This is a genomic window from Paenibacillus sp. FSL K6-2859, from assembly GCF_038008265.1.
Classification (GTDB): Bacteria; Bacillota; Bacilli; order Paenibacillales; family Paenibacillaceae; genus Paenibacillus_AQ; species Paenibacillus_AQ nitricinens.
In genome coordinates this window covers 4,186,850-4,199,699 of record NZ_JBBOYU010000001.1, presented here as the reverse complement: position 1 = coordinate 4,199,699, position 12,850 = coordinate 4,186,850, and the positions used below count along the sequence as shown (strand labels likewise).

The window sequence follows — 12,850 nt, the reverse complement described above, 5'->3', positions numbered from 1 at the left end:
CCTTAAATATGCAAATATTAGGGAGGGAATTTATTACAATGTCAATGTTTAAACGAATGCTCGCGAGCGCCGGAATTGGAGCGGCTAAGGTAGATCTCATACTCCATCAAGATTTTGTGAACGCAGGTGATACGATCAGTGGTACCGTCCAAATTCAAGGCGGGCGAGTGGATCAGGAGGTCGATGACGTCTACGCATTCGTTAAGACGCGTTATTTGAAAGAGCTGAATGATAAGAAGATGGAAGTGGAAGCGACGATATCCAAATTCCTGTTAGCAAGTAAATTCAAAGTAGATGCTGAGCAGGTCTATGAATTTCCCGTCTCATTCCAGCTTCCGGCGATAACGCCAGTGACATTAGGTAGATCGCCAGTTTGGATTCAAACCGGACTTGATATTAAAGAGGCAATTGATCCAAAGGATCAGGATTATCTTCAAGTAGGCCCTCATCCATATTATGCCATTATTTTGGATGCGATGAATCAGCTCGGGTTCCATATTCGTGAAGTGACTTGTGAATATGCACCACGTTACGGCAGGATCAATGGGTTAGATTTTGTTCAAGAATTTGAATTCGTTCCCCCTTCACAGTTCCGGAATCAACTAGACGAATTAGAAATCGTTTTCTTTCCAAATGAGGATGGCATTGAATTACTTCTGCAGATTGATCGCAAGGCACGTGGTTTAGCTGGGTTGTTCGCCGATGCGCTTGATACAGATGAGAGTTTTATGAAAATACGCTTCGATCACAATCAACTTGCTTACGGAGTTGACTATGTAGCTGATCAACTGCTCGCAACGATCCATAAGTACGTATAAACGAATGGAATAGGATTATATAAGAGAGGGGAGAACCCCTCTTTTTTCGTTTTTTATAAAGAAAAATATATTTATATGAAGGTATGAACTAAATGGACAAGATAAACGTACTATAGTAAAACTATCCTAACAACGTATGAAACGGTAGGCATTGATTACATGATGAAAGTTACTAATACGTACATGAACGGAAAGGGAGTGCTCAAATGCTGACAATAAAACATTTTACCAAGAGCTACAAGGGTGGTAAGAAGGCAGTAAATGACTTGAATTTAGTGGTTGAGAAAGGCGATATTTATGGCTTTATTGGTCATAACGGTGCGGGGAAAACAACGACAATTCGGGCAGTGGTAGGTGTTCTTGATTTTGAGGAGGGGGACATCGAAATTGGTGGATATTCTATCAAAAAAGATCCTTTAGCCTGCAAAGCGATTACTGCGTATATTCCAGATAATCCAGATCTATACGATCATCTGACCGGCATTCAATACTTGAATTTTATTGGTGATCTTTTTAGTGTATCGAAAGCAGATCGGGAGTTGTTGATTAAGAAATATGGTGATGAATTTGAAATTACATCTCATTTGGGGGATTTAATCTCCTCGTATTCTCATGGAATGAAACAGAAGCTCGCGATCATCTCAGCACTAATACATAAACCGAAGTTATTAGTGCTGGATGAGCCCTTTGTGGGACTTGATCCAAAAGCGGCACACACGCTAAAAAAAACCATGACGGAGATTTGCAGTCAGGGCAGTGCGATCTTTTTTTCGACGCATGTACTGGATGTGGCCGAGAAGCTTTGCAATAAGATTGCCATTATTAAAGCGGGTGAGTTGATCACCCACGGCAAGACAGAAGAGGTGAAGGGTGACAGTAGCCTTGAAGATGTATTTTTGGAGTTGATTAAGCATGATTAATATCTGGAGATTGACGAAGATTCAGCTGATTTCTTCCTTTGGGTTAAATAAGGCCTTGCATACACATGATGTGAAAAAAAGACGCAAAATGCTTTGGCTGAGCATCGGGATCCTAATTGGAGTTGTCATGATGGCTCTGGTTTCATTTGGTTATAGCTATATGATAGCAGAGACCCTTGAACAGATTGGCCGGCCAGAGCTGCTGCTTGCGATAATGATGGCAGTTACTTGCTTAATCGGATTTTTTACAACGATTTATAAGGCAAGTGGTGTATTATTTGGCTCCAAAGACTACGATCTCGTAATGTCGCTGCCAATCAAAACGAGTCATATTGTAGCAAGTCGGGTGGCTCAGCTTTATGTGTTAAACCTATTCTTCTCTTTGATGGTGATGGTACCTGCAGGCATTGTTTATGCAATAAAGCTGAATCCCGGCGTACTATATTATTTGTATTTTTTGATTACGCTGTTATTTATTCCATTAGTGCCGATCATTGCTGCAACGATTATAGGTGCTCTGATCAGCTGGGTTTCCTCAAGATTTAAAGGAAGTCGTATAATAACTCTCATCCTAACTTTTGTTGTAATTATTGCTTTAATTGTTGGTTCAGGTCAAATAAATGGTAATAATCCACAATTACTTGCGGATATGAGCGCTCAAATCGCTGATCAAATATACAATTTGTATCCTTTGACGCTTATGTATGTAAATGCGGTTTGCTCGTTTCAAATGGATTCCTTAGTACTGTTTATTGCGATTTCGCTGATTTCTTTTATGCTGTTTACCATGGTACTTGGCAGTAAATATAAAGCGATACACACAGGTCTTACGACTTCTTTTTCAAACAATAAATATCAAATGAAATCACTTACAGTATCCTCACCGCTTTACACATTGTATAAAAAAGAGCTGCGTCGCTATTTTAGTTCTTCTATATATGTACTCAACACGAGTATAGGAATGGTTATGTTACTTGTATTGGCGATCGCTTTACTGTTCGTTAGTGCAGAGCAACTAGGACAACTCGTTGAGATACCAGAGCTTTCAAATTATCTGAATCGGCTGGCTCCACTGTTTGTTTCCGTTTTTGTAACTTTAAGCTGTACGACATCCAGTTCCATATCGCTCGAAGGTAATAATATTTGGATTTTAAAAAGCGCACCTGTGCCGACATTAACGATATTGCTAAGTAAAATCGCAGTGAATCTTACGATTACCGTGCCGATTATAGTTGTCAGTAGTGTGCTCCTCATGATATCTCTAGGTACCGGATGGATGGAAAGCTTGTTATTACTGGTTATTCCCGTCTTATATGCTTGCCTTACTGCAATGATAGGTGTGCTCGTTAACTTGAAGTTACCTAAACTGGAGTGGACAAATGAAGTATCGGTAGTCAAACAAAGCGCATCCGTCTTAGTGGCGTTATTGATAGGGTTTATAAGCTTACTGATTCCTTTCGGTTTGAGTCTTCTTCTAGCCGATCTGAATAGTAATCTCGTTTTGTTAGGTCTTGGAATGTTGATATTAGTGGTGTGTGGTGCGATGTATCGATATATTAAGTCAAAAGGGGAGCTTTTATTTCGGGCTCTTTAAAGAGTAAGGGCATTCCAAAAGCCGGAATTGGCTACTGGGATGCCCTTACTGCATTTCTTGCTACGCATTGGCCAACTGTTCTATACCCCGCACTAATATTTTCAGACCTGTGTGAAACATCTTGTCAGAGCCTATTTCATTGAAGATATTGTTCTCGTACATCCGCTTTATAACATTAGGACCCTCTCCGTTTAAGCGCTCAAGGGATTGTTTAAATACCTCTCTAGCATCCCCGAGGACTCCATTTTTCATGGCTACGTCAATTCGATCCTGTTCATACTTGTCCAATTCGAAAGAGATCACATAGTTTAACACGCTTGAGATTATAGAGAACTTATCACTGTCGGTTAAAGGCAGCGGCTCCACAATCTGTAGCAACGTATTCAGCAAAGCTAGATAGTCTGGTTCCGAAGGTAATGTTCTCATCAAGAGCTGAGCGGAACAAGGATATTTATGTAAAACACCTCGAATTTGGTCCGCAAAATGAAACAATTGATCATTCCATTCCCCTTCGAGAGAGGCAGATTGTAGGGTTTCTTTTGCTACTTCATTGGCAAGTGTCTGAAAAATACTCTGCTTGCTCTTAAAATGCCAATAAAGTGATGCAGCTTGTATATTTAGTAGTTCTGCTAATTTCCTCATACTGAAAGCCTCTATACCGACATTATCTAACAGCTCCCAAGAAGCTTTGATTATATCTTGTTCGGTGATTTGTAGATTTTTGATTCTCATCGAATGACCTCCTGTTCCTATCTTCTTCCTTTATCTTAATCCATCCACGAGGGTTGGTCTACCAGCGTTAGATTAATATGCGTCACATTTGAAGAGCTGAAGCGATCAGATGATAATCTTACACCGTTAGATATTTCTGTTTACAGTCTATTATTCCGGTGCTATATTAATCTTACAGTGTTAGTTAAAAGGCGAGGCGGATTAGTGAGGAAGTTCCTGATAGAAATTTTGTTGAAAAAATCTAAGAGGATGTGTAAAGAACATGATGAATCCAGAAGTGAAAATATCCCAGCCAGTCACAAAAGAATTCTCCATAAAGGCAATATTCCCAGTAATTCTGGCACTAATAACAGGGATGTTATTAGTTATGCTCGACAGTACTATTATGAACGTAGCTATTCCACAACTTGAAAAAACCTTTGCAACCAGCTTAAAGACCATTCAGTGGCCGATTACTGGTTATACCCTAGCGTTATCTGTAGTTATCCCATTAGCCGGTTGGTTTTCGGATAAATTTACGGCTAAAAGAGTCTTTTTAGCTTCAATTGTATTGTTTACAATGGGTTCCGTATTATGCTCACTGGCAAAGTCACCGACAGAGCTGATTATTTTTCGCGTAATACAGGGGTTAGGAGGAGGGATGATTGCTCCAATCGGCATGGCAATGTCTTTCAAAATTGCACCTCCTGATAAAAGAGGGTCTATTATGGGCTTGCTCGGACTACCGATGTTGATTGCGCCTGTGCTGGGCCCTGTACTGTCAGGATGGCTGTTGGAATACGCAAGCTGGCACTGGATTTTCCTTATTAATGTTCCGATTGGTGTTATTGCGATGATCGTTGGCATTAAGTTTCTTCCGGTTACAGAGAAAGGGAAAAAGGTCAATCTGGATATTTGGGGTGTGATTTTATCTCCGCTAGCGTTCTCTAGCTTGGTGTTCGGGGTTCACAGAGGGGGAGTAGACGGATGGGGTGACAAATATACGCTTATTACTCTTATGTTCGCCATCATTACGCTTACTCTGTTTATTTTTGTGGAGCTGCGCCAAAAAGAACCGTTATTGGAGCTTCGTTCTTTCCGTTCGTTTGAATTTAGTAAAGGTATGATTCTGACCTGGATTAATCAATTCGCCTTATTTGGCTCGATTCTGTTAATCCCTCTATTTTTGCAACTGGTCAGAGGTTTTTCTTCTTTCGAATCTGGATTGATGGTCATTCCCCAAGCGATAATATCCTTTGTCGGCATGATCATCGGTGGAAAATTATTCGATAAATACGGCGCTCGCCTTCCTGTATTCTCTGGTCTTGTGCTGTTATCAACCGGACTCTTTCTTTTAACACGCTTGCAAAATGATACAAATGTATATGTTATGATCAGCTATCTCGCCATTATGGGATTAGGTCAAGGATTATCTACTATGCAGCTCGGTACACATGTACTTAAGGCAGCCCCAAAAGATTTGATTAGCCGTGTAACACCACTCACAGCATCCGCTCAACAAATTATTGGTTCCTTTGCCGTTGCAATAATGTCTGGATTATTGACATCCAATATTGCTTCTCATAAGAGTCAACCGAATATAGGTGGTGTCGCAGGATTTCATGATACGTTTCTAATTTCAATGGCTTTGGCACTTTGTGGTATGGTAATCAGTCTTTTCCTTCGTAAACAGAAAAACTGATCTTTTCACACGCTACCAATATTTTAGCAATGTTTATAGCATCTATCCTTGGTATAATTCGAAGATTGATAACCAAGGGGGAATCTCTAGCCCGTGAAAAGTATATTAGCTAGACTTGCTATAACTACACTTGCTTTTGTGCTCGTAGCTGGAGTATTTATTCAACATATATCGGCTGATGATGAGGCACCTTTTAAGGATATAGATACTAGTTATGCTAAAGATGAAATCATAGATTTGTATCACCGCAACATATTAACCGGCACAACGGCGACAAGCTTTTCACCTACTCAATCAATTACTAGAGCGGAATTCATCACGGTTCTAGACCGTCTGCTACAGCTAAGTCCCACAGTTAGTCCAGTCTCTCCATATACCGACGTAGTGAAGAGCGCTTGGTATTACGGCTGGATACAGGCAGCTGTTCAGCTTGAGCTGGCTAACGGAACTTCGGCAACTACTTTCGCGCCAGCAAAAGCAGTTACCAGGCAGGAAGCGGCTGTATGGATGGCCAAAGCTTTAAAGCAAACAAACCATACTTCTGCTCTAACTTCGTTCAATGATCGAAATGAAATTGCTAGCTGGGCAAGATCAGCTGTTGCTACTGTAAATGATCTGGGTTTAATGAAGGGGGATAATCGCAAGAATTTCCGGCCCTCTGATCCTATTACTAGACAGGAAACGGCCGTCCTCATGGACCGAGTGCTGCAAAATGAGAGTTGGGCAGCAGAACTTGAAGATGAGCCCGAGGATCGCATCGTTATAGGCTGGCAATATGGGCAGACGACGGCACAATACGAAAATACGGTTCTGAAATCCAACGTTAACACCTTATCACCACGGTGGTATTATGTAGGAAGTACAGGCGCAGTAACGGATTCAACGGATGCTTCGCTGATCACATGGGCAAAGAAGAATAATAAGAAAATATGGGCGATGGTAGGCAATCGATCGGATCAAGAAGCGACCCATCAAATGTTGTCGAGTGCAGCCACAAGGAATACGGCAGTAAATCAATTAGTAGCTTTAGTGAGCAAATATAGATTAGATGGACTAAACATTGATTTTGAAAATGTAGCCCCTGACGATCGTGAGTATTTGACCTCGTTCATTACATTATTAGCTGAGAAAATGCATGCTCTTAACGCGACGCTGTCGATAGACGTCTCTCCCGATCTTGGAACAGATTGGACAGATGCTTTTGACTACGCTGCACTAGGTAAGCAAGTGAACTATATGGTGATGATGGGTTATGACGAACATTATGACGGGAGTAAACTTCCAGGGCCCAATGCTTCTATTCCTTTTGATCAACATGCAGTGGATACTGTACTAAAGGACGTACCCAGCCATAAGGTTATATTGGCACTGCCTTTATATAATCGTGACTGGACATTGAATCCGAATGGTACGGTTTCATCTTCAAAGTATATCTCGCTTCCGGAGCAAAATCAGATTATTAGTAGCTATGGAATGAAACCCGTATGGAATGAGACTTTAGGACAATATGTGGCCAACTATTCGAAGCAGTCCATAAAGCACACGATCTGGATTGAGGATGGCCGTTCATTCATAGCAAAATACGACTTAAGCGTTAAGAACAATCTAGCCGGAATTGCTTATTGGTATATAGGAGGAGAAAGCGCAGATATATGGTCTAGCGTAAGTAATGCAGAGAAATTTTACGATTATACGTTTTAAAAAGAAAGACTGGATGCATATAGCTATCTTGCTATGGCATTCAGTCTTTGTATTTGGTTATCACAGCACCACGACCGCGTGTTAGAGTGAAAGCTCGGCACCCAACACATACACTTTAAATCTGTGTTTTAGTCATTATAAAATCTATTTGTTCTTCATTACCCATATAGAAAGAGTGAGTCCCTGTTTGAACGAAGTTCATTTTTTCATAGAATTTAATTGCATTCTTATTTTTTTCCCAAACGCCTAACCAAACCTTTTCTTTATTCTGATCTTTTGCTATGTCTAAAGCCTTATTTATCAGGTATTTACCTAGTCCACGTTTATGAAATTTCCCCCTGATATAAATCCTCTCGATTTCAAGCGAATCATTACCCATTTGTTCTGATTGGGCATCATTAAAGTTTAGCTTTAAATACCCTGCAACTTCCTTATTCAAAAAAATAAAATAGAATTCTGAACAATTATTTAATAATTCTTTTTCTAATTGTTTTAAATTAAAAGCATGATCTAAGTAAGCTTTCATAATTGCAGGTGAGTTTTGATTCTGAAATGTATCGTTAAATGTTTCAACACTAATTTCTTGGAGTAACTCTAAATCTTCAAACGTACACCTTTTTATATTTATGGTCATTTTTATTTGTCCTCCGTTTACTAAGTCAATAATCAATACTCTCTTTTGTTTCCTTTTTTGACTAACTCCCAGTCTTTTTCTACATTTTTTCTGACTCTCTGAAGCAAGATAAATATATTTTCTACTTCACTCTCAGAGAATCCAGATAATGCGACCTTATTGGAATGATCGTTTTCCCTTTTTATGTAAGGGTACAAAGTATCCCCTTTGTCTGTAGGAAATAGTTTTTTTATTTTTTTATTTTGATTGTCTTCTTTCTTTTCAATAAATCCATTCATTTCTAATTTCTTAATTGCACGTGAAGCTGTTGTTCGATCTACTTTTATCATCTCAGCTAACTTTTCTTGAATTATTCCTGGGTTTTCACATATTCGAACAAGGTACAAATATTGCCCTTTTGTAAGGTCATGTTCTGCAAATTCTATATTGCTTATTGAATCTAATGCCCTAGCTATCATTCCAATTTCACGTAGGATTTCCTTCATAAATAACTCCTTAACGCGTATTTTGTTGTAAATGCAATAAATAATATGTATTAACTTATCTCATTTTTGTTGCATTTGCAATAAAAAAATAAATAAAATCATTGTGAGTAAAGTGAAGTATGACTTCTATAGTATTAGAAATATATAAAACTAGCCCATGGTATTTCACTATTTGGTATTACCGCATAAATGGTAGTCCCCTCGTTATTGAATGGTTTTCCAGCTACATCAGCAAACAACTCGTTCTGGCCAAAGTCTGCATTTCGTATTTCATTAATTAAGGTGAGTTTTGTGAAACAATGTTCCCATAGGTTATAGCATAGGGAGGAGTGCCTCCGGTAGTACTCCAGCGCGGAGCAGGATGTCAAAGTCCAGCTGTGCCTTGATGATCCTCATTCTTAAATCTCTCCTGAAAAAGAAAATGCCCCCTCGAATAGGGGGCTTGTTGTTACGTCACGAAAATGATAAATGTCCTACATTTTGATTGACCATCTACTTATTAAATACAAGGGGATTAGAAGTGGACCGAAGGGTGATTATCGCGAATTTGATTGCGCACATTTCAGGGGCTGCACGTTATTAGTTTGATGCCGCATATTTCGCTGCTTCATTAAACGAGTATAGGAACATCGAATTCGAACGCGGTTTTCTGATGACGAAAGAACAGGCATTGGAAATTTCGAAAAAATCCTATGACAGCATCATTGAGGTTCTTGAAATGATGAAAGCAAACCCTGCACGATTACTGGAACAGCTGTATTTGGATTATCCGGCGTTCGACTTTGTCTCTTTGAACAATCGATTCACCGTCCTAGAAATGCTATATACATCGCAAAAATGAGGAAGGGATATTTGGTGTGGGATTGAACTTAATTCACCATAATAAGGCCACCCGGAAGGATGGCCTTACAACTTGCCCTTAGAGAAAGTGCGGAGAAGCGAACCATAAGTGACGGCGAAATTTGCGAGTCACGATACCGGTTCAAGAAGGCCGTCTACAGAAGACCAATTTAAGTTGCCAATGGTATGTCTTTAAGCTCTTATCCTTTTAGTGAGCCGGACGTGATGCCGTTAATGATATATTTTTGCATGAAAATATAGAACAGGATGAGTGGAGCGACCGCTAAGAGCATCATCGGGAAAAAATTCGTCCAGTCGGTCGAGAATTGCCCAATATTGCGGAATACTTCTAGGAGTAATACGCCCTTTGAACGGGATTGCAAGAACAACAACGGCGTCATGAAATCATTCCACACACCAAGCGTATTCAAAATCGCTACAGTGGCAATTACCGGCATAAGCAGCGGGAACACAATCTGCAAGAATGTTCTCCACACCCCACAGCCGTCTACCCTTGCCGCTTCTTCCAGTTCAAATGGAACGGCAGAGCCGATAAAGCTTTTAATTAATAAGATAGAGAACGGGAGGTTGTAACAAATTTCAATAAGAATAACACCCGTGTGAGAATTCATAAGCCCGAGCTGGGCTACTTGTTTATAAAGTGCCAGGATCCCCATTTGATACGGAACCATCATCCCAACCATGAATAAAAGGAACACGATCCGATTGAAATGGCTCGTGCGTCGTACCAAGCTGTATGCAGCCATCGCGGAAAACATAACAATACCCGAAACCGAGGAAATCGTAATGATAAGATTGTTTCCCAACACATGAATGTAGTTCATTGCCTTAAAAGCGCGAACGTAGTTGACGAACGTGATGTTAACTGGAAGACCCATTGGATGAGAGACCGCATCAGCCGGGGTCTTAAAAGTCGTAATGATCAAATAGTAAATAGGGATCAAAAAAATTGCACCTAAGACGAGCAAGAGAATTTCCGTGACGGCAGTTCCTTTTGTATATCGGTTCATGATTACCGCCGCTCCCACATTTTGATTAGAGTAAAGTGAATAAAGGTGATGAAGCCAACGAGGATAACGAAGACGATACCGAATGCGGCTCCGTAACTATAGAAACCTTCACTGAGCCCTTTCTTGATCATGAGTGATACGATTGTTTCCGTTGAATACCCTGGGCCACCGCCAGTCAAGGCATAAACAATATCAAATACCTTCATGCCGTTTATCATCCCCATAACCGTATTGAAAGTGATCGCTGGAAGCAGTAGAGGTAGCGTGATATAGCGGAACATTTGCAGCCCGCTCGCTCTGTCGATCTTCGCCGCTTCATAATAATCTGTGGAGATGCTCTGCAAGTTGGCCAAATAAATAACCATCGTGTAACCAACCCACTGCCATACGGAGGCGATGATGACCGAATAGAGTGCAAGATGCGGGTCTCCGAGAAAATTGATGCGTTCAAAGCCAAGAGCAACTACAAGTTGATTAATCAAGCCGAAGTCGGAGGGTGAGTACATAAAATTCCAAAGAAAACCGATAACTAATACGCTGAACACCGCAGGAAGGAAGAAAGCAGCCCGCATCAGATTTTTTGTTTTTAATCTTTTATTGAGAAAGACCGCTAATGGAATGGCTAGCAAATTCTGTCCGAGCATAGCGAGTACTGCATAGATTAAAGTATTTTTAATACCTGTCAAATAGATTGAATCTTTAAATAGAGCGATATAATTTTCTATACCAACAAATTTTACAACAACTGGATGCACATCCGACCAATTTGTAAAGCTGTATAAAGCAGTTTTTATCGTCGGAAATATGAAAAAGGTACAATAAATAAGTAAGGCAGGAAGCAGAAGCAGAACATAATTGATTTCTCGTTTGAAAAAGTTTGGTTTGTTCATGCGCAACAACCTTTAGCTTATAGGATGTACAAGGGGCAAAGCGCTTTGCCCCTTGTAATTTATACGACCTATTTAGATTTCTCCAATAGTTCAACTGCTTTCTTGTCTACCGCTTCTAACACTTGGCGGGGCGTTTTAGTACCTGCTATGATTTCTTGAATACCTTTTCCTAAATCTGAGAAAGCAGGACCAGCAACGCCCCAATTATTAACAGGGTACATGACATTACCCGCCTTGAAAGCCTCTTGAGCACCGTTGTACTCTGCCGGCATTTCAAAAGTAACCCCTTTCAAAAAAGAGGAACCTCCTTTATTATCAACCCAGTAAGCATTCTGACCCTCTGGTGTGGATAACAGGTCAAGCACCTTGTACGCTGCATCCTTGACTTTGGACTTCGCATTCAAACCAAACGATACCCCAGGACCACCGACCATCCAACCCGGGCCGCCTTTTGTACCCAGGTTCGGGAACATATCAATCTTCATGTCAGGTGCCTTTTGCTTAAAAGTTTCCATATACCAAGGTCCTGCTTGGAACATCGCTGCCTTGCCGCTTGTAAATTCGTCAATCGCTTGTTCTTCTTCAAGTCCAAGCATATCCTTGGTGAAGACACCGTGTTTCAAGTATTCGGTCCATGTCGTCAAAGCAGGCTCCAGCGCATCGACCATTTTTGAGTTTCCTTTACCAAAATCATCGTTCCATTGTTTTCCTTCTGCTGTGCCGATAAAATCATTGAGGGCCAAACCAAGGAAGGACTGGCCTGCTACGTTAGGATTCTTTAGACCAATCGCTTGGGGTTTAATTCCATTTTTCTTCAGCACGTCTGCTACTTGGAAGTACTCATCAAGTGTTGTTGGTATTTTCAGGTCATATTTGGCAAATAGATCAACATTATAGTAAACCCCGTTAAACCAACTAGCTTGCGGCAACCCGTACAGTTTATTATCAAATGTTGCGGTGGACGTACCGGTTTCATAATACTTGCTGGCATAACGTTCTGTTAAATCTTCGAAATACCCTGTCTTGACGGTATTTGCGTCGATTACTCCACCAATAATGTCAGGACCTTCGCCTGCTGCTAGCTGTGTCTTGATGACATCTACGTAAGTCTTGTTATCGATGAACTGATACTCCACATCTATATCGGGAAGTTTATCTTTGAATAATTGCAGAAGTGCCTTTACACTGTCTTCTTTGTTCCAATACGATAATCTGACCTTTACTTTCTTTACCGCTTCTGGAGCCTTTGATTCTTCCAGTGTCTTTGTATTATTTGGTGTTGCGCTTTCCTTAGCGCTACTGTTGTTCGTACTGTTCGAACTGCAGCCTGTAAATAGAATTGACAAGGTGAGTAAAGCGGTAGTGGGAACTAACCACGTTCTCTTCATCCAAAGACCTCCCAAATTTAGAAAATAAGTTTTTCGGTATAGATTTCATTGTAATGTAAATGCCATTTCCATCGAAATAACAGATTTTTTCGAAATCTAACAGAATCCATCTGACAATAGAAACCAAATCATGTGG

At 40.4% G+C, this 12,850-nt stretch carries 12 protein-coding genes; 6 read left to right on the top strand and 6 right to left on the bottom strand.

Annotation, left to right across the window (positions count from 1 at the left end; all coding sequences use genetic code 11):
- Positions 1–38: 38 nt before the first annotated feature.
- From MHB64_RS18730 to MHB64_RS18720, 3 genes are all read left to right on the top strand, one after another.
- Positions 39–818, top strand: a complete 780-nt coding sequence (locus MHB64_RS18730; protein WP_341135142.1) for a sporulation protein — start codon at positions 39–41, stop codon at positions 816–818.
- A gap of 206 nt (positions 819–1,024) precedes the next feature.
- Positions 1,025–1,738 carry an ABC transporter ATP-binding protein gene (locus tag MHB64_RS18725; RefSeq protein ID WP_094870259.1) on the top strand — a complete coding sequence of 238 codons (714 nt, stop codon included), beginning with the start codon at positions 1,025–1,027 and terminating at the stop codon, positions 1,736–1,738.
- Entirely contained in the window at positions 1,731–3,332 is a 1,602-nt protein-coding gene (locus MHB64_RS18720; protein WP_341135141.1) for a hypothetical protein, read from the top strand. The genes MHB64_RS18725 and MHB64_RS18720 overlap by 8 nt, the downstream gene beginning before the upstream one ends.
- A gap of 60 nt (positions 3,333–3,392) precedes the next feature.
- Here the strand turns inward: MHB64_RS18720 and MHB64_RS18715 are convergent, their stop codons facing one another.
- Positions 3,393–4,064, bottom strand: a complete 672-nt coding sequence (locus MHB64_RS18715) for a TetR/AcrR family transcriptional regulator (RefSeq protein ID WP_094870257.1) — start codon at positions 4,062–4,064, stop codon at positions 3,393–3,395.
- 262 nt (positions 4,065–4,326) lie between these two features.
- On the opposite strand from MHB64_RS18715, the gene MHB64_RS18710 reads away from it, so the two are divergent.
- Together MHB64_RS18710 and MHB64_RS18705 are read left to right on the top strand one after the other, a co-directional pair.
- Positions 4,327–5,745 (top strand): MDR family MFS transporter, encoded by a 1,419-nt coding sequence (locus MHB64_RS18710; RefSeq protein ID WP_341135140.1) that lies wholly within the window; start codon positions 4,327–4,329, stop codon positions 5,743–5,745.
- A 93-nt stretch (positions 5,746–5,838) separates the two neighbouring features.
- The gene (locus MHB64_RS18705) at positions 5,839–7,446 is read left to right on the top strand and encodes an S-layer homology domain-containing protein (protein WP_341135139.1); all 1,608 of its coding nucleotides are present in this window, start codon (positions 5,839–5,841) and stop codon (positions 7,444–7,446) included.
- Positions 7,447–7,561: 115 nt separating this feature from the next.
- Here MHB64_RS18705 and MHB64_RS18700 read toward each other — a convergent pair whose 3' ends face one another.
- Positions 7,562–8,080, bottom strand: a complete 519-nt coding sequence (locus MHB64_RS18700) for a GNAT family N-acetyltransferase (RefSeq protein ID WP_341135138.1) — start codon at positions 8,078–8,080, stop codon at positions 7,562–7,564.
- A gap of 32 nt (positions 8,081–8,112) precedes the next feature.
- Positions 8,113–8,565 carry a MarR family winged helix-turn-helix transcriptional regulator gene (locus MHB64_RS18695; protein ID WP_341135137.1) on the bottom strand — a complete coding sequence of 151 codons (453 nt, stop codon included), beginning with the start codon at positions 8,563–8,565 and terminating at the stop codon, positions 8,113–8,115.
- A gap of 652 nt (positions 8,566–9,217) precedes the next feature.
- Here MHB64_RS18695 and MHB64_RS18690 point away from each other — a divergent pair.
- Positions 9,218–9,406 (top strand): hypothetical protein, encoded by a 189-nt coding sequence (locus MHB64_RS18690; protein ID WP_094870252.1) that lies wholly within the window; start codon positions 9,218–9,220, stop codon positions 9,404–9,406.
- A gap of 199 nt (positions 9,407–9,605) precedes the next feature.
- Here the strand turns inward: MHB64_RS18690 and MHB64_RS18685 are convergent, their stop codons facing one another.
- The 3 genes from MHB64_RS18685 to MHB64_RS18675 all read right to left on the bottom strand — a co-directional run bounded on the left by MHB64_RS18685 (position 9,606) and on the right by MHB64_RS18675 (position 12,714).
- On the bottom strand, positions 9,606–10,436 hold the full coding sequence (locus MHB64_RS18685; protein WP_341135136.1) for a carbohydrate ABC transporter permease: 831 nt from the start codon (positions 10,434–10,436) through the stop codon (positions 9,606–9,608).
- A 2-nt stretch (positions 10,437–10,438) separates the two neighbouring features.
- Complete coding sequence (locus tag MHB64_RS18680; protein ID WP_341135135.1) at positions 10,439–11,326, bottom strand: carbohydrate ABC transporter permease; 888 nt, start codon at positions 11,324–11,326, stop codon at positions 10,439–10,441.
- Between the two features lie 68 nt (positions 11,327–11,394).
- Positions 11,395–12,714, bottom strand: a complete 1,320-nt coding sequence (locus MHB64_RS18675; RefSeq protein ID WP_341109081.1) for an ABC transporter substrate-binding protein — start codon at positions 12,712–12,714, stop codon at positions 11,395–11,397.
- Between the last annotated feature and the right edge of the window lie 136 nt (positions 12,715–12,850).

What these genes read in the sequence shown, in the direction of transcription:
- MHB64_RS18675 (WP_341109081.1), bottom strand. Translation starts at nt 12,714, where the DNA reads ATGAAGAGAACGTGGTTAGTTCCCACTACCGCTTTACTCACCTTGTCA.
- MHB64_RS18685 (WP_341135136.1), bottom strand. Translation starts at nt 10,436, where the DNA reads ATGAACCGATATACAAAAGGAACTGCCGTCACGGAAATTCTCTTGCTC.
- MHB64_RS18715 (WP_094870257.1), bottom strand. Translation starts at nt 4,064, where the DNA reads ATGAGAATCAAAAATCTACAAATCACCGAACAAGATATAATCAAAGCT.
- MHB64_RS18680 (WP_341135135.1), bottom strand. Translation starts at nt 11,326, where the DNA reads ATGAACAAACCAAACTTTTTCAAACGAGAAATCAATTATGTTCTGCTT.
- MHB64_RS18720 (WP_341135141.1), top strand. Translation starts at nt 1,731, where the DNA reads ATGATTAATATCTGGAGATTGACGAAGATTCAGCTGATTTCTTCCTTT.
- MHB64_RS18710 (WP_341135140.1), top strand. Translation starts at nt 4,327, where the DNA reads ATGATGAATCCAGAAGTGAAAATATCCCAGCCAGTCACAAAAGAATTC.
- MHB64_RS18695 (WP_341135137.1), bottom strand. Translation starts at nt 8,565, where the DNA reads ATGAAGGAAATCCTACGTGAAATTGGAATGATAGCTAGGGCATTAGAT.
- MHB64_RS18700 (WP_341135138.1), bottom strand. Translation starts at nt 8,080, where the DNA reads ATGACCATAAATATAAAAAGGTGTACGTTTGAAGATTTAGAGTTACTC.
- MHB64_RS18725 (WP_094870259.1), top strand. Translation starts at nt 1,025, where the DNA reads ATGCTGACAATAAAACATTTTACCAAGAGCTACAAGGGTGGTAAGAAG.
- MHB64_RS18690 (WP_094870252.1), top strand. Translation starts at nt 9,218, where the DNA reads ATGACGAAAGAACAGGCATTGGAAATTTCGAAAAAATCCTATGACAGC.
- MHB64_RS18730 (WP_341135142.1), top strand. Translation starts at nt 39, where the DNA reads ATGTCAATGTTTAAACGAATGCTCGCGAGCGCCGGAATTGGAGCGGCT.